The organism is Actinoplanes oblitus (genome assembly GCF_030252345.1).
GTDB lineage: Bacteria > Actinomycetota > Actinomycetes > Mycobacteriales > Micromonosporaceae > Actinoplanes > Actinoplanes oblitus.
In genome coordinates, this window is record NZ_CP126980.1 from 5,457,672 (window position 1) to 5,473,704 (window position 16,033).

13 protein-coding genes are annotated in these 16,033 nt (G+C 70.8%); 4 read left to right on the forward strand and 9 right to left on the reverse strand.

Annotated features, from left to right (window positions below):
• Positions 1-86: 86 nt before the first annotated feature.
• Both Actob_RS24665 and Actob_RS24670 read right to left on the reverse strand, forming a co-directional pair.
• Positions 87-791 carry a VOC family protein gene (locus Actob_RS24665; protein WP_284914177.1) on the reverse strand — a complete coding sequence of 235 codons (705 nt, stop codon included), beginning with the start codon at positions 789-791 and terminating at the stop codon, positions 87-89.
• Between the two features lie 2 nt (positions 792-793).
• Entirely contained in the window at positions 794-1,129 is a 336-nt protein-coding gene (locus Actob_RS24670) for a hypothetical protein (RefSeq protein ID WP_284914178.1), read from the reverse strand.
• Positions 1,130-1,241: 112 nt separating this feature from the next.
• On the opposite strand from Actob_RS24670, the gene Actob_RS24675 reads away from it, so the two are divergent.
• Positions 1,242-1,817: a TetR/AcrR family transcriptional regulator gene (locus tag Actob_RS24675; RefSeq protein WP_284914179.1), complete on the forward strand. Its 576-nt coding sequence runs from the start codon at positions 1,242-1,244 to the stop codon at positions 1,815-1,817.
• Between the two features lie 71 nt (positions 1,818-1,888).
• Here the strand turns inward: Actob_RS24675 and Actob_RS24680 are convergent, their stop codons facing one another.
• The 6 genes from Actob_RS24680 to Actob_RS24705 form a co-directional block, all read right to left on the reverse strand.
• Positions 1,889-3,094: a Wadjet anti-phage system protein JetD domain-containing protein gene (locus tag Actob_RS24680; RefSeq protein WP_284914180.1), complete on the reverse strand. Its 1,206-nt coding sequence runs from the start codon at positions 3,092-3,094 to the stop codon at positions 1,889-1,891.
• Positions 3,091-6,429 (reverse strand): ATP-binding protein, encoded by a 3,339-nt coding sequence (locus Actob_RS24685; RefSeq protein ID WP_284922381.1) that lies wholly within the window; start codon positions 6,427-6,429, stop codon positions 3,091-3,093. The genes Actob_RS24680 and Actob_RS24685 overlap by 4 nt, the downstream gene beginning before the upstream one ends.
• Positions 6,430-6,431: 2 nt before the next feature.
• Positions 6,432-7,079, reverse strand: a complete 648-nt coding sequence (locus Actob_RS24690) for a DUF4194 domain-containing protein (protein WP_284914181.1) — start codon at positions 7,077-7,079, stop codon at positions 6,432-6,434.
• Complete coding sequence (locus tag Actob_RS24695; RefSeq protein WP_284914182.1) at positions 7,072-8,514, reverse strand: DUF3375 domain-containing protein; 1,443 nt, start codon at positions 8,512-8,514, stop codon at positions 7,072-7,074. Before Actob_RS24695 ends, Actob_RS24690 begins: the two co-directional genes overlap by 8 nt.
• A 298-nt stretch (positions 8,515-8,812) precedes the next feature.
• Entirely contained in the window at positions 8,813-10,045 is a 1,233-nt protein-coding gene (locus tag Actob_RS24700; RefSeq protein ID WP_284914183.1) for a serine hydrolase domain-containing protein, read from the reverse strand.
• 367 nt (positions 10,046-10,412) lie between these two features.
• Complete coding sequence (locus tag Actob_RS24705; RefSeq protein ID WP_284914184.1) at positions 10,413-11,246, reverse strand: PIG-L family deacetylase; 834 nt, start codon at positions 11,244-11,246, stop codon at positions 10,413-10,415.
• A gap of 165 nt (positions 11,247-11,411) precedes the next feature.
• Between Actob_RS24705 and Actob_RS24710 the strand changes: the two genes are divergently transcribed.
• Complete coding sequence (locus tag Actob_RS24710; RefSeq protein WP_284914185.1) at positions 11,412-13,499, forward strand: PAS domain S-box protein; 2,088 nt, start codon at positions 11,412-11,414, stop codon at positions 13,497-13,499.
• Positions 13,500-13,575: 76 nt separating this feature from the next.
• Here the strand turns inward: Actob_RS24710 and Actob_RS24715 are convergent, their stop codons facing one another.
• Positions 13,576-14,550, reverse strand: coding sequence for an alpha/beta hydrolase family protein (locus tag Actob_RS24715; RefSeq protein WP_284914186.1), 975 nt, complete (start codon positions 14,548-14,550; stop codon positions 13,576-13,578).
• A gap of 66 nt (positions 14,551-14,616) precedes the next feature.
• On the opposite strand from Actob_RS24715, the gene Actob_RS24720 reads away from it, so the two are divergent.
• Positions 14,617-15,207 (forward strand): GNAT family N-acetyltransferase, encoded by a 591-nt coding sequence (locus Actob_RS24720; protein ID WP_284914187.1) that lies wholly within the window; start codon positions 14,617-14,619, stop codon positions 15,205-15,207.
• Positions 15,204-15,995 (forward strand): PaaX family transcriptional regulator, encoded by a 792-nt coding sequence (locus Actob_RS24725; RefSeq protein ID WP_284914188.1) that lies wholly within the window; start codon positions 15,204-15,206, stop codon positions 15,993-15,995. Before Actob_RS24720 ends, Actob_RS24725 begins: the two co-directional genes overlap by 4 nt.
• The last annotated feature ends 38 nt before the right edge of the window (positions 15,996-16,033 follow it).

Below are 16,033 nucleotides of genomic sequence, written 5' to 3' on the forward strand. Positions count from 1 at the left end.
ATCGAGCGGCCGTGGGCACGTACGGCGCCACGCCCGTGCCGGTTCACCCCGGTGACGCGACCGGCGCAGCTGCTCGCGGACCGGGGTCAGCGGGTGGCGACGATGCCGAACAGCGCCCCGGCGGGATCCCGCAGGAGCACGGTGGCGCCGCAGTCGAGTCCGGCGTGGGTCGCACCGAGGCGGAGCGCGCTGGTGACGGTGGCGTCGACGTCGTCGCTCGTGAAGTTGACGAGCCACAGGGAGGGTTGAGGGGTCGGGCTTGGTGGAGGCGTTCCCCTGACACCGGTTTCCGGCCGGCGTTCCGTGCCGTCGAGGTGCCACCCCAACACGCGGCGGTAGAAGTCCGACGCCTCGTCGGGTCGACCCGTCAGGAGTTCGATCGAGGCGAAGGCGCCGTGTTCTCCGACCGCCTGCATTCCCGTCTGGGTCCCGGGCTGCCACAGGGAGACCGGTGCGCCGACGGGGTCGACGACGACCGCCGCGTGCCCGAGTTCCGCGACCGGGGCGGGCGGCACGACGATCCGTGCGCCCGCCGCGGCGAACGCCGCGGCGGCGGCGTCGATGTCCTCGACGCTGAGGACAGCCGTCCAGTACGGAGGCCCCGGATCCTCGGCCGGCCCGAGACCTGACACCGCCCGGCCATCGAGCAGAGCCGCCCGGTAGCCGTCTGCCCCGGAGGCGGTGTAGGTCCAGCCGAACAGTTCCCCGTAGAACGCCGCTGTCGCATCGGGATCCGGGGCCCCGATGTCGATCCAGCAGACGGTCCCCGGGGTGTGCGCAGCGACGTCCATACCTACTCCTTCACCGCGTCGACGGCGTCCGCCGCGTAATACGGCGAGCGCAGGTCGACACTGGCGTCACGGACGACCTCCCCGTCGAACAGTCGGGTCGTCGCGGCGGCACCGGCCTGGCGGGCCTCCTCGGCGAAGGGGCCCTGCGCGAAGGCCAGCGCGTGCTCGGCCGAGTCGAACTCGTAGAACCCGCCGATCGTGTTGGTGCCCAGCCCGGACAGCCAGGTCTTCCGGATCAGTCCGGGTGCGGTCTTGATCGGGCCGTTGGCCCGCTCCCAGTCGAAGTGCTCGAACGGCACCGACGCCTGGACTTCGGTGTAGAGGAACGTCTTGCCCACTGCTCGCCTCCGCGGCTAGGGATGGAATTACCCATCAATTAGCTAGGACGTACGTACTAGCTCGGCTAGCATGGCCTAGTATGGGCGTACTAGTCAAGTGAGGAAGGCGCGGATGGCCAAGGACACCCGTACCCGGATGATCGACGCCGCAGTGGCCGCATTGCGGCAGCGGGGCCTCGCGGGGATGTCGTTCAGCGACGTTCTCGCCGACAGCGGAGCCGCCCGCGGTGCGATCTACCACCACTTTCCCGGTGGCAAGCGGCAACTCGCCGCCGAAGCGGCCAGCCGCAACGGTCAGGACGTACACGCTCACCTGGCCGGGCTTCCGAGGACCAGCCCGCTCGCCGTCGTCGAGGCGTTCCTCGCCGGCATCCGCCCGGTCGTCGAGGAATCCACCCGTGGCAGCGGCTGTGCGGTTGCCGCTGTCACTCTCGAACTGGATGGGAACAGTGCCGAACTGCGCGGGGTCGCGGCAGCCGCGTTCGCTTCCTGGGCCGGGCAACTCGCGGAGTCACTCGCTGCGGCGGGGATGGCCCGCGATGACGCCGCCGACCTCGCCAGCCTGCTCATCAGCCTCCTCGAAGGAGCACATGTGCTGTGCCGGGCGGCCGGCAGTCTCGAACCCTTCGATCAAGCAGCTCGGGCAGCCGTCGCCCTCGTGGGTGCCACGTCGGCGCGGCAGCATTAGGCCGTGCCTGACAGTCGTTTCGGTGCGCCACGAGCGCGCGATCGAACGTCCGGGCGCCAAGGCGCTCACCGTCACCCCGGTCCGGCGACGTTCAGCGTCTGTCGGAGCCGGGCCACCGCGTCGGCGAGAGGAATGGCTTCCTGCTCGATGCGGCGCAACGGGGTCGGACCCGCGGTGGCGATGGTGCCGTAGGCGACGGCCTCGCCCTCGGTGAGGTGCGGCAAGACCTCCGCGGACGGCTTGATCGGCCGGCCCGCCTTGTCGTGGTTGACGCCGTGGGCAGCGTAACGGTGCAGATCGGCGGCGTCCATGAGGATGGAGGAGACGTCCCTGGCCGGTGCGCCGTCCGGCGCGGGCACGGCGAGCGTGGCACGGAAGTGGTCGAGGATCGTGTACCCGTCCGCATCCATGTCACCCCAGTAGACGACGTAATCCGCGGAACGGATCCAGGGCACGTTCCCGAGCAGGGCGGCCGCTGCCTTGCCACCGCCCTCCACCACGATCGTGTCGCTGACCGGCGGGAACCAGAGGCGGGAGTCGCGGTTCTCCACGACCAGGACGACGCGCGGCGGGTAGGCGATGTCGTGTACGTCCCCGGTGGTCCAGGCGTCGTGCCTGCGCCTGCCCGACGCTGCGTGACGTGGGTCGACGTAGGTCAGGTGAATGACGGCCGGCCGGGGCCGGACCTCGTCGCGGACATCGCGTCCGGTGACGTCGCGCAGCAGCGCGCCGTGGGTATCGAGCCATTTGGTGTGCATTCCCGGCACGGGAAGTTGCCGCAGGGTCCAGTCACCGGCGTCGGGGTGCCGGCGTAACCAGGTCACCGCGTTGATCAGCACTTGCACGTCGCCGGTACGAAGCGCGGAGACGGCTCGCAGCGTGGCCGGGGTGAGGATCGCGCCGGCGGTCCGCAGGCTGGAAGCCAGCGCACGGGCGCGGCTGACGTCCACGGCCGGTGGTTCGGCACCGAGCAGCGCCACGGCGCCGTCCAGGCCGGCACGGAGCACGGTCGGGAATCGGCCGGTGACGCCTCGGATCGACACCGCGTCGCGGACGAGCTCCACGCCGGCCGGAAGCCGGTCCGCGAAGTCGCGCCACCGCATGTGCCAGGCGTGCCAGCTGGCATAGCCCAACTGCTCGACAGCCTTGCCCGTTCTCACTCCCGGCCGGAGCCGCACGGAGAACACCATTTCGCCGCAGATCGCCTCCGCCCACTTCTGTTCGAGCTTGCCGCGGACGGCAGCGACGGCCTCCTCCGGGGTGACCAGTGGATTCATTCGCCGGGAACACCTACCAGGGGTTTCGCCCAGGATCGCCCGTTGGCGTTCTTGAGGATCAGGTACTCCGCGTCCACGTGCGGTTCGATAGCGCTGTGCTTGTCGTTCGGGGCCCCGATGATCAGCTGGAAGCCGAGCCCGCGCCAGGCGCCGATGGCACGGCCGGTGAAGTGCGCGTCCGCCTTGATCAGGGCCTCGTCGAGAAAGACCGGGGCGTAGCGGGGGCGGGCGGCGCCCGCATCGCCCAGCTGATACCGCAACGCGGCGCCGACGATGAACGCCACCAGCTCCTGTGACTCGCCGCCGGACTTCTCGCCGATGTGGTCGTAGACCGCGACGTGGCCGCCGTCGAGGTCGACCTTCTCCGCGCTGATCCGGACGTGGTTGCGCACGTCGACGAGGTCGGCGAAATCGGGGGCGGTGCGGCGGATGCGGTCGATCACCTTGGCCATCCGGCGGTAGGCGCTTTCCCGGTCGTCGTCTGTCGCCGCCTGGTCGATGAGAGCGCGCACGTCGCGCAGTTCTTTGCGGAACCGGGCACGCGTCGCCGAATGGCTCTCCTGCGGGTCGATGCGCAGACGATGGTTGTCGTCGGCGAACGGCAAGGCGGCGAGGATCCGGTTGACCGGGTCGATCCGGTCACGGATCTCCCGGACCGCTGCGGCGAGTTCGCTGTCCAGGCCGGTCAGGTCGTTGCCGGACAGGTTGAGCAGACTGTCCCGCCACTCGGTCTCCAACTCGTGCAGACCACTGGTCTCCAGGTCGGTGAGCAGACGGTCGAAGTCGCGGTAGGAGGCGTCCGGATCGATACCGAGGTTCGGGTTCGGCCAGCGTTCGAGGAACATGGCGAAGGTGTCGGCCAGCGCTTTCCTGGACCGGCCGATCATCTCCGTCGCGAGCTGCCGGTCGGTGCGGAGCCGCTCGGCGGCACGTTTGACGTCCGCGTCGAACCGCGTCAGCGACTCGGCCGGAGTGGCGCTGTCCGGGTCGCTGCCGAACAGCGTTTCCAGGTATTCCCGGTGTTGCTCGCTGAGGCCGGCACCCGACGCGGCGGCCGCGTCCAGGACCTGCTGAGCGCTGTCCACCTCGTCGACGGTCGCCGCCCACGAGTCACCGAGCGCCTTCACGATCTCCTTCTGCCGCCCGACCCGCTCGGTCAGATCCCTGACCTGCTGTTTGAGGGCGTCCCATTGACCCTGCAGCTGGTCGATCTCCGGATTGCCGGCGCGGATCTCCTCGAGGACGCGGTGCCAGCGTTCCCGTTCGGCCCGGACCGCGCCGACATCCACCTGATCCCAGGACAACTCGGTCACGTTCTGGTAGCTCGTGCGCCGGGCCTCCAGCGAGTTGAGGTCCTTCTCCGCCCTCGAAACCGCCTCGGCGGCGTCGTCGAGGCGCTTGCGCGTGCCGCTGATCCGGTTCTCGAGGTCGGCGAGCGTCCTGCCGTTCGTGAAGCCCAGCACATTGGCTCTGCCGTGACCACCGTGCGCGCCCCGGCCACCTTCCGACGTCTGGCCGGTGATCGTGAGTGCCTTGGCATACTGCGGCAGCAGTTTGGGGGTGTCGACGCAGACGAAGGCGAACCGGCGGGCGAGTTCGGCCTTGAGCCAGGCGGTGAAGGGCGACGGCCGGTAGTCGAGCCGGCCGGGAAGCGTCTTGCCGTCGAGTCCGACCTCGTCTCGCAGCCCGGTGCGCACGCCCTCGAACTGGACCCGCCGTGCGGTCGGCACCGAGTTGATCGCCTCGCGGAACCTGTTCAGGCTGCCGATGTCGATCAGCATCCGGGTGGCGAACCCGCCGAGCGCCAGGTTGAACGCCTCACGCCACGGCTCGAACTCGGTCCGGACCTCGATCAGCTCGCCGACGAACGGCAGGTCGTCGGGGGTGAGTCCGGCAGCCTCGGCCAGCATCGCGCGAGCCGCGTGCAGCTCGGTCGGGATGTTGCCCCGGCGGGTCTTGACCGCCTCGTGCTCGGCGCGCAGCCCTTTCAGCTCCCGGTCCGCCTCGTTTCTCTCCGCAACGGCCTCGGCGTACGCGTTCTGCGCGGTCCGGCGAGCGTCGACGTCGCCCAGAGCGTGACGTGCCGTCTCGACCAGTGCCGCGAAGTCCGCACCGGTGGCGACTTCGGCGTCGATCGTGGCCAGCGCCCGGTCCAGTCGCTCCCGGGCGCGTTCGACGTCACCCAGCCGCTGCTCCACGACGCGGATTTCCCGTTGCGCGGTGTCCATGCGGTCACCGCCGGAGGCGCGAAGGGCGGCCGCCACGCCGTCGCGCTGCGCCTCGGCCGCGGTGACCGCGGCGTTCGTCTCCGCCAGCTCCTGCCGGGCCCGGCGGTGCCGCTGGTCCAGGTCCGTCTCCACCGCGCGCAACAGATCGAGGCGGCGGTGATGACGCCACAACGCGGCCGGGGACACCGCCTCGGTGAAGGAGCCGATCTCGTCGATCGAGCGCATTCGGCTCGCCGCGTCGTCGATGGTGCGCCGGTGTTCGCGGATCGGGGTCAGCGCCTTGACCTGCTGACGGGCCGTGATCATCCGGGCCCGGGTGCCGGACAGCTCGTCGAACTGCTGGACCACCGCGTCCGCGGTGGCCAGCGTGGACGGCTCCTCCAGGACCATCGTCTTGTACAGGGCGTCGACAGTGGTGATCTGCTGGCCGGCCTGAATCCGGCCGAGCAGAGCGACTGCTTTGTTCCCGTCGCCCGCCGCGCCGATGCCGAGCGTGGTGTGCAGCCGAGCGGTGAAGTCCCGATCCGTCTCACTCCAGGTCAGGCCGGTTGCCACGACGTCGGCACGGGCGAGTTTGCGGCCCGCCGGGCCCTCCAGCGCCCGCAGCTGATATCCGTGGTCGCAGGTGGCCCGGACCGCCACGACGTCGTCCAGGCTGCGCGCGGACGACGGGACGTACCAGGCCCGCAGCGCGGTGAACTCGGCACCGGTGTGGTCCACCCAGGTCATCGCGATGGCGGACCAGGTGTCCCGGTCGTCGCCACGCAGCACCCGCAGCTTCGTCTCACCGTCGGTGCGCGACTCGTCGAGCTTTCCACGGGCGTACGAGAGGATGTTGCGCTGGTCCTTGCCCCGGGGCCGGCCCACCACTCCGCCGTTGGACGCCCCGTTGAAGGGAGTGGTGTGCGGCATGAGCAACGCGATGTACGAGTCCATCAGCGTCGACTTGCCCGATCCGGACCCTCCGCTGAGCAGGGTCGCGCCGGGCGCCAGCCGCAGGTGGTGATAACCGTCGTAGCCACCCCAGTTGACCAGTTGCAGGTCCCGTGCCACCCACTGCTGGCCCCGCGACGCCGCCGGAACCAACCCGAACAGGGTGTCGATCATGCTCACGCCGTGGCCTCGTTCTGTTCGCGCAGCCACTGGTTCAGCTCGGCGAGCTTCTCCCGGCTCAGCACCACCTCCACCATCGGGGTGATCCGGTACCGCCCGGCCGACTCCTCCGCGAGCAGCCCCTCGGTGGCCAGCCGCTGCACCGCGTTGCGCACCTCCTGCTGGCGCCGGGCCAGGTTGAGGTCGTGCGGGTCGAAGTAGGTCAGCACGGTCTGTTCCAGCTCCTCGATGTCCACTCGCGCGGACGTCTCACCAGTACCGCGCTCCCGTTGGAAGACTGTCCGCAGGTGCACCAGGACCAGCGTCTCGGCCCGGTTGTAGGGGTCGTCCTTGAGCAGGATCGGCACGTCCAGCTCCACCGGCCGCACCTGCTGCTTGTACGCGACGCCCCGATCGCGGTCGACCACGAGACGGACGAACAGGTCGTGCATCCGTGACTCGATGATCTGCTGGTTCTCCAGCAGGGTGCGCCACTGCCCCGGGTTCTTCTCGGCGAGCAGGAACTTACGCCGTAACAACTGAACCAGCACCCGTCGTACGTCCGCGTCCAGCGTGCCCGCGTCGCCGGCGAACAGCTCGGCGGGATCCTCCTCCATCGAGACCGGATCGATGAAACCGTCCTCGGCGTCGATCGCCTCACTCATCGCCACCGCTCCTGTCCGTGCCCCACGCATTCGCCGCCACCACGCCGCCGAGAGCGAACCGTCGCCGGCTGCGATCGGGTCGCACCGTGTCGACCACCCTCACCTCGCCGGTCTCGGTCATCCCGGCATCATGGGCGATCTCCAGCATCCCCAGCAGGTCGACCGGCCGATGGAGCTGCTCACCCGCTGCCGCGAACGCGGCCAGCACATCGACGCTGCCCGCCTCGCCGGCGAACGCCGCCAGGTGCGTGCGCAACTCGGCGTACCGCGGGCCACCCCACGCCCGCGTGTCCGCAGCCGGAAGGTCCTCGGTCGCGTCCCAGTCCCGCAACGGCGCGGGCGGCTGCGGCGGACGCGGGTCACTCGTCCGCTGCCGCAGGTGCCCCACGTCGGCGACCGGCAGACGCCGCAGCGGCTCCACGGCCTCGCCGCGGCGCGAACCGGGAACCCACTTGTGCAGGCCCGACATCACATCCCTCAGCAGCTCGTCCACCTGGCGATCCCGCATCGGATCGTGGTTGCGCACCTGGGTGGTGATGACATGCGATGCCTGCCGCTGGGCGGCCAGCACCTCTCTGACCCCCTGCTCGATGCGCCGTGATATCTCGGTGAGTTCCCGCCGCTGCTGCTCCGGCAGCAGCTCGGTGAACCGGTGCCGCAGCACGGTACGCAGCTGGCCCCACAGGACGTCGATCTGCGCCGGGTCACCGATCAGGCGCAACGCCCCCGCGAACGCGCGTCCTTCCGACGTCGCATCCAGGATCCGCTGCCCGCGCGCGAGGTACTCACGCAGCACCTCACCGGTCGGCCGGACATCGTGCCGCAACTCGGCGACGACGTCCCGCTGAATGGCTTTGATCGACTCCGCCACCCGCGCGAAATCCGCGGGTAGCTCCCGCGCCAGGTGCAGCACGTTCTCGGCCGCCTCGAGCAGTTGCTCATCGCCGGCCGTCTCGACAGCGCCACCCTTCTCGAGCCGGGTCAGCTCCTTCTGCCGTTGCTGGATCTCCTCGTGCAGGCGCACCATCCGGGACATCAGGTCCGGATCAGCGTCCTGCGCGAGTCGCTCGATCGCCTCCAGCAGCGTCCTGACCCGCGACTCGGACACCCTGGTACGCGTCCCGCCCACCCGTCCGGCGACCTCGAGGGCGCCGACCCCGTACGCCGAGAGCCGGTACACCTCGACATCGTCGTCGGACACCTGCCGCACCAGCCACCCGGCCTGCACCCACTGCCGGCAGAGATCCCGCGCGTTCCCCGCCGGCAGCGGCTGACCGTCCTCGTCGCCGTAACCCGCGGCCCGCAGCTGATCGAGCGCGTCATTGATCTCCGCATGCACGTCCGCCACCGCCACCGCCGGGCGCTCCGCGGTGAAGACCATGGCCAGCACCGTCACCACGAACGGCGCGTGCGTCTGGTGGAGCAAGGCGAGCATCGGATTCTGGAACGCCCGGAGCGCTCCCTGGTAAGCGCCCTCAACCCCTCGTGTAACCATCAAGCAGGTAGCCTACGGTGCGGGTACGACACGGCCGGTCTCGGCGTTCACCGCCACGCGGACGGTCAGTACTTGGGTGTACCCGGACCCCGTCGTAGCCGGCCGTCAGCCTGGCACCGGAGTAGGTGCGGGGTGCGAGCCGTTCTCCTGGTGGACCAGCACGCCGACACTTCGTCCAGCATGGTCCGCAGTCCCCGCATCGTGGCCGGGAATCCGAGTGCCGCCCAGCTCGGCGAGCTCAGAAGTAGCGCGAGTAGAGATCGGTCGTGGGCCACGAGGTGACCTGGCCGGCGGCTGTCCAGAGCGCCGCGTCGATGTCGCCGTAGTCGAGTCCGGAGATGTCGTCGCGCTGGTTGAACAGCGCCGCCCAACTCATCCCGTGGTAAGTACGCACCAGCAGGGTGTAGGTTCCCGGCAGGCTGCCGGTGTGCCAGGTGTTGCGGCCCGACCCCCCAGTGACCGGCCGTACCTGCCAGCCGAGACCGTAATACCAGCCGTCCGCGTTGACGCCGATGCCGGGCTGCGCGAAGACCTGGCCGATCGCGGTTCTACCCAGCACCGCTCCGGCCTTGTCGAACACCGACGCCCAGCGCACCATGTCGACGGCCGAGGCGATCCAGCCACCGTGCGCCTCCATCAGCCGCATGCTGAACGTGCCGTACGGGGCGGCCACGGTAGCGCCGGTCTCGTCGAGCACGGTGGTGCCGGTGTACTGCGACACGTACGGCACCTCGCCCGGATGCCTGGCGATGCTCCAGCCTTGCGCCATCCGGGTGATGCCCAGCGGCGCCAACAGCTTCTGCCGCACGTACGTGGCGTACGGAAGTCCGCTGGCCCGTTCGATCACCCGGCCCGCGAGGTGGTAGCCGAAGTTGCTGTAGACCGCCTTCGTGCCCGGGTCGAAGTCCAGTGGCTGCCCGGACATGTACGTGACCACGTCCGTGGGGCGCAGCTCCATCGGCACGCCCAGCGCCCTGGCGATCACCCGGTCGTTGAACTGCGGGTCCGGCGAGACCGTCCGATCCCAGCCCGCGGTGTGCTGCAGCAGCTGCTGCAAGGTGATCTTGTCGATGCGCGGGTCCCGGGTCCGGCCGGCCGGCGGCGTGAGGTCGGCGACCGTGGCGACCCTGGTGCCGAGGGTCAGCTTGCCGTCCTGTACCAGCTTCACGATGGCGGCCGCGGTCAGCGACTTGGACAGGCTGGCGATCCGGAACAGTGACGTGGGCTGCACGTTCAGCGTGCTGTCGGCGCTCCAGCGGTAGCCGCGGGCGAGCACCAACCGCCCCTTGTAGGTCACGGCGAGCTGCCCGGCGGTGATGTCCCGCGCCTGCATGAACGCCTTCATGGTGTTGTCGAAGGGTGTCAGGGCAGGCACCGTGGTGCCGGTCGCCTTCCACATCTTGGCACCTGTCGTTCCCGCCGACGCGGCCCGCAACCCGCCGTACGTGGCGGCGCCGAATCCGGCCGCCACGGCAAGCCTGCCCAGAGAACGCCGGCTGATTCGATTCTCCCGTTCGGTCACGACCGACCATGATGCCCGACGCGCGCGCCACAGTGGACACCGATTGCCCGAATCTTGATCCTTACCGCGCGTCGAGCTCGTCGCCGAGGACGAACAGCGCGATGAAGTGCCACAGCGGCGTTCCTCGACATCCGCTCTCCGGCGCACCTGCCGTCAGCCTCATCCTCAACGCCGACATCGACACTCCGCGCGCCTGGGCCGTCGGCACCGGCCGGCTGGCCGTCCCGGGACAGCGGTGCCGGCAGCCGGCCGGTCTTCTCCACCGAGCCGTGATCGGTCATAACAATGGTCAGAGGCAGCCGGGCAGTCGGGCCGCTCAGCGCAGTCCCGCGAACAGGTCGTCCTCGGGCAGCGGCGCACCGGTCGTGTCGTGCACCCGCAGGAACGTCTCGACCCCCATCAGCTCGGTGAAACGCTCCTTGCCCATGCGCAGGAACTGGATGTTCTCGCTCTGGCTGGCGTGCGCCGCGAGCGCGTCGTACTTCTGGCCGCCGAACGCCCGGACGTCCACCCAAGTGGTGATCTCCGCATCGGGCAGGCCGAGCTGCGGGGCCGCGTCGTCCCCGGCCACTTCGGCCTCCGCCCAGTCGACCCCCAACTCGCGCAGCGCCTCGCCGAAGGCGGCCATCGCCGAGTGCGGCGCGGTCGTCCAGTAGACCTTGGCCGGAACGCCGGTCATGGCCACCGCCGCCATGGTGACGCGGTGCGCCTGAATGTGGTCGGGATGCCCGTAGAAGCCGTTCTCGTCGTAGGTGACGATGACGTCAGGCTCGTACCGTCGGATCTGTTCGGCGAGCCGGTTCGCCGCCTCGGTGATCGGTGTGCTCCAGAAGGAGCCGGGCGCGTCGTTGCCCGGCCAGCCCATCATCCCGGAGTCGGCGTAGCCGAGCAGCTCAAGGTGCGTGACCTTGAGCGCGGCGCAGCTGGCCTCGAGTTCCTCGCGACGCATCGCGGCCACCGCCACCGGATCATGCCCCGGTTCACCCGGTTTGACCCCGCCCGGCCCGTCCCCGCAGCGGCCGTCGGTACACGTCACGAGCACTGTCGTGACGCCCTCCGCGGCATAGCGGGCGAGCACCCCGCCGGTGCCGGTCGCCTCGTCGTCGGGATGGGCGTGCACCGCCATCAATGTCAGGGATCGATCAACCATGCCGACACCTTACGGCTGCCGGCTCCACTCACCTCCGGGGCACCGACGGTGCGCGATGGCAGTGCGCTACAACGACCCCGACCAGATACGGCCTTAGCCGACCGGCTCTCCGCGCATATACCTATAATAGGTTACAAATCGTCTAGACCTCGATCGAGATTTGACATGCGTCTCGCTCGGCTTCCCCAGATACTGGGGTGGCGGTTCGTCGCCGCGCCCCTGGCCGTGTGGCTCGCGCTCGCCTGCGCCGGCACAGCGGGGCTGGTCCTGGCGGAGCGTTCCAGCCACACCTCGCTGGTCCAGCGGTTCGACCTCCGGGTCGGGCTGGTGGCCGACTTCGTCACCTCCTACGTGACCGACCTCATCGACCGCGAACGCGTCCAGGCGGCGGCTTTCCTGACCGAACGGAAGGTGCCCGAACGTGAGTTCAGCCGCGCGGTGAACAGCTTCGGCTATCCCGCGGCGGTGCTGCTCGACGCCCGCGGCCGCGTGCTGCACCTGACGCCACCGGATTCCGCGCTGATCGGCAAGGACCTCACCGACCGGTACCCGCACCTGCGCACCGCCGTACGCGAGGGTCGTCCGGCGGTGTCGCCCGTCGTACCTTCGGCCGCGCGCGGGGTGCCGGTTGTGGCCTTCGCCGTGCCCTTCGACACCCCCTACGGCCGGCGGGTCTTCTCCGGCGCTGTCGCGATCGCCGACGGCCCGCTGGCCGCCTATCTGACCACGGCGGTCCCGTTGCCCGAGGTGAAGCTGCACCTGATCGACGCGGTGGGCGCGATCGTGGCGGCCAACCACACCGAGGTCAGGCGGGTGACCACCCTGGCCGAACACGAGCCGGTCCTCGCCGCCGCCCGCGGGGCGGGGCGGAGCCGGTTCCGTCAGGGCGGTCAGTGGTGGCGGCAGCTCTCTCGCACCATTCCCGGTACCCCGTGGCAGTTGTCGGCCGCCGTCCCGGAAGGCGTCCTCTACGCTCCGGCCACGAACGGCCAGGTCGCCGGGCGGGCCGCGCTGGTCACCGCCTCGCTGGTGGGACTGCTGGTGGTCGCCCTGACCGCCCGCGGCCGCCGTGACCAGCGCGAGCTGCAGGCCAGCGAGCAGCGGTTCCGGATGGTGTTCGACAACTCCCGGATCGGGATGTTCCTCACCGACCCGGCGGGAAACTTCGTCCGGGTCAACCGGGCGCTGTGCAACATGCTGGGTCGCAGCGAGTCCGAGCTGCTGGGCCACAGTTTCACCCAGTTCACCCACCCGGACGACCTCGAGGAGTGCCTGGCGTACGCCGACGCCTGCCTGACCGGCCGCGCGGACAGTTTCCTCGTGGACAAGCGCTACCTGCACACCGACGGGCACGTCATCGAGACCACGGTCACCGCCACCCTGCTGCGCGATCAGCACGGCCAGCCGCAGTACTTCGCGACCCAGATCATCGACATCACGGAACGCCGCACGATGGAACGCGCCCGCGAACGCGACGAGGCCGCGCTCGCCGAGCACGCCGAACGGCTGCAACGCGCCAACGGGCAGATGGCCGACTTCATCGCGATGCTGACCCACGACGTCCGGCAGCCGTTGGCCACCATCGTCTCCGGCGGCGAGATGCTGCTGGAGGAGTGGTGCGACATCCCCGACGAGACGAAGCACTACTATCTGCGCCGGATGACCACGGCCGGGCACCGCGCGGAGCAACTGGTCAGTGAGATCCTCACCCTGGCACAGCTGGACGACGGTGCGCTGACCGCCCGGCCGGCCCGTGTCGACGTGGCCCACGCCGTTCGCGAGGCCGTCAACGCCCAGGGCTGCGACCCGCTGAACCCGATCAGGGTGACCGCCGGCGACCAGGTCAGCGCGTTCGCCGACCCGGTCCACCTCCAGTTGGTGCTCGGCAACCTGTTGGGCAACGCGACCAAGTACGGCGCTCCGCCCGTCGAGGTCACCGTCACCGACGACCCGGCCTGGGTCAGGGTCGAGGTCAGTGACCACGGTGAGGGCGTACCGGAGGAGTTCGTGCCCACCATGTTCGAACGGTTCACCCGCGCCGACAGTGGGGTGGCCACCACCAAGCCGGGCACCGGGCTGGGGCTCTACCTGGTGCGGCAGCTCGCCGAGGCCAGTGGCGCGACGGTCGCGTACCGGTCGAACCAGCCACACGGCGCCACTTTCGTGCTGGCGCTGCCCCGGACCCCGTTCGGGCGCGGCCTGTCGGCGGGGACGGCCGTGGAGCCGGGCGTCATCCCGGTCGGCGCGAACTGACCGCCCGCCGGCCCGGTCGCCGTGCCGGCCACCGGCTGGGTTCGCCGAGACGCCGGCACGCGGACGACTGTGGCACTCACGCCAGCTTCCGCAGGTATTCGCGGTAGGTGTCGAGCACGCCGCCCGCGAGCAGCGCCCGTGGCCACAGGACCGCGGTGGCCAGGCCGACCACATCGGACTCCTCCATGACCGGCCGGGCCAGCGAGTGCATGCTGTCGAACCGGGTGACCGTCACCCGGTCTCCGAGGATCCTCCGGTACGTCGCCCGTGTCTCCTCCGTGTCGACGTTGCGGTCGTGGCGGCCCAGCATGAGCAGGACCGGCAGATGCCGGCCGGCCATGGCGTGCAGGTCGGCCGTGGCGTCCGCGGTGTAGTTGCGGGTGACGAACCGCCACCGCGCCGCGCTCATCGGCTCCGGGTCGCCGCTGCCGGCCAGGTACGTGTCGTAGTCGGCGTGGTCGTCGAGCAGCCGCCGGGTGCGTTCGCTGACGGCGATGACGCGCTCCCGTTCCGCGGCGTCCGCCCCGTCGTGGTCGAGTTCCGCGAGCAGGTTGTAGCGGCCCTGCCGCAACCAGTTGATCGCGGGGCCGACCGCCACGACGGCCTTGATGTCGTCCCGCGTCGCGGCGAGCTTGGGGAGCACCCAGCCGGCCTGGCTGGCTCCCCACAGGACCACCGGACCGGCGGGGACGTCCGGCTGCCCGCGGACGTGGTCGATGACCGCCCCGGCCTCGGCGGCCCGATCGGCCATGCTCTGCGAGAGCCAGTCACCCGTGGAGCCGCCGATCCCCGGTTTGCTCCAGGACAGCGTCGCGAACCCGGCGTCGGCGGCCGCCTCGAACCACGGGCGGTACAGCCCGTCATGGGTCGCCTCGACCGGACCGTCGCCGTGGACCATGACCACCAGGCCGCGGGCCGGGTCGCGCGGGGGCAGCGTCAGCACGGCGTCCAGACTGCCGCCGGCCACCGGCACGCTCAGCCGCCTTTCCCGCATCCGGTAGTCGTTGCCGATCAGGGTGACGACGACACCCGTGCCGAGGAGAACGATCATCGCGCACAACACTCGTAGAGCTATCTTCTTTCGCACGGTCGTAGCGTACGCGATAGAATCAAGCGCATGACGACACTGGCGATCGGGAATGGATTCACCGAGGCGGAGCGAGCCCGGGTCGGCGCGCTGTACTGGGAGGCGTTCGGCCGCAAGCTGCGCCCGGCCTTCGGCGACAGTGCCATCGGGTCGGCGCAGGTGACGGCCGCGCTCACGGCCGACCGGATGCTGGTGGCCCGCAGCGACGGCGAGGTGGTCGGCGTGTGCGGCTACCACCGGGACGGCCGCGGCGCCGCCGACCTGTCGTGGGGCCGCCTGCGGCGCGCGCTCGGCACGCCGGCCGCGCTGCGCGCCCTGCTGGTCCTCGCCCCGCTCGACCGGCGGGAGCGGCCCGGCGTGCTGGTCCTCGACGGGATCTGCGTCGACGCCGGGCAGCGCGGACGGGGCGTCGGTTCCGCGCTGCTGTCCGCCGCCGTCGAGCGGGCCCGCCACTACCATGATCAATGGGTGCAGCTCTCCGTCGTCGACACCAACCCCCGCGCCGAGGCGCTGTACCGGCGGCTCGGGTTCCGCGCCGTCGGCGAGGGCTCGCTCGGCGCCCTCGGCCAGGTGTACGGCTTCCAGCGCTTCACGACGATGCGGAAGAAGGTCGGCGAGTGACACCCACGCCCCGGACGGTCGTCGAGGCGTTCCTGCCCTTCGACGGGGTGACTCCGCTGGATCTGCTCTACGACACGGCCAATGCCGCCGGCCTCGACGACCAGCCGGTCCGGCTGAGCATCCGCCGGATGCTCGCCGCCGGCGAGGTCACCCAGAGCGGGCGCGGGCGGCGCGGCACCCTCGCGCTCACCGACGCCGGCCGGGTACGCCTCGGCCGGGACCGGCTGGCGCTGCGCCTGGCACTCGGCCAGGACCACGGGCAGGCGCCGTGGGACGGCCGGTGGCACCTGCTCGCGGTCAGCGTGCCGGAGACCGACCGCACGGTCCGCGACGCGCTCCGCCGCGACCTCACCGAGGCGGGCGCCGCACCGGTCTCCACCGGCCTCTACGTCAGCCCGCACGACCTGGGCGCGATGCTCGGCGACGCCAACGCCGAGCACCTGGTCCGCGCCGCCGCGACCGCACTCGACGTCCGCGGGACCACCGAGCCCGCCGCCATCGCCGAGCAGCTCTGGCCGGCGTCACCGATCATCGCCGGGTACGCCGTGGTGGAGCACACCGTGGCGCGGGTGCGCGCCACCACCGACGCCGGCGTCCATGCCGTCCTGGCGCACCAGCTGAGCTTGGCGGACGCCCTGGAACAGGCGATGCGCCACGACCCGCTCGTCCCGCTCGAGCTGCGCTCCGACTGGCCGCCGAGCCGGATCCGCCGGGCCTGGCATGCGACCTGGACGGCACTCACCGCCCGGCTCCCCGAGGAGATGCTCTACCGCGGCTGGCTGCCCTGACCACCGCCCCCGCCGGCCTGGCCGCCCCGCACCGCGCC

Bases quoted from the DNA above. Each gene is read 5' to 3' on its own strand.
- Actob_RS24685 (WP_284922381.1), bottom strand. From the start codon at position 6,429: ATGATCGACACCCTGTTCGGGTTGGTTCCGGCGGCGTCGCGGGGCCAG.
- Actob_RS24720 (WP_284914187.1), top strand. From the start codon at position 14,617: ATGACGACACTGGCGATCGGGAATGGATTCACCGAGGCGGAGCGAGCC.
- Actob_RS24710 (WP_284914185.1), top strand. From the start codon at position 11,412: ATGCGTCTCGCTCGGCTTCCCCAGATACTGGGGTGGCGGTTCGTCGCC.
- Actob_RS24680 (WP_284914180.1), bottom strand. From the start codon at position 3,094: ATGAATCCACTGGTCACCCCGGAGGAGGCCGTCGCTGCCGTCCGCGGC.
- Actob_RS24715 (WP_284914186.1), bottom strand. From the start codon at position 14,550: ATGATCGTTCTCCTCGGCACGGGTGTCGTCGTCACCCTGATCGGCAAC.
- Actob_RS24690 (WP_284914181.1), bottom strand. From the start codon at position 7,079: ATGAGTGAGGCGATCGACGCCGAGGACGGTTTCATCGATCCGGTCTCG.
- Actob_RS24705 (WP_284914184.1), bottom strand. From the start codon at position 11,246: ATGGTTGATCGATCCCTGACATTGATGGCGGTGCACGCCCATCCCGAC.
- Actob_RS24695 (WP_284914182.1), bottom strand. From the start codon at position 8,514: ATGCTCGCCTTGCTCCACCAGACGCACGCGCCGTTCGTGGTGACGGTG.
- Actob_RS24665 (WP_284914177.1), bottom strand. From the start codon at position 791: ATGGACGTCGCTGCGCACACCCCGGGGACCGTCTGCTGGATCGACATC.
- Actob_RS24675 (WP_284914179.1), top strand. From the start codon at position 1,242: ATGGCCAAGGACACCCGTACCCGGATGATCGACGCCGCAGTGGCCGCA.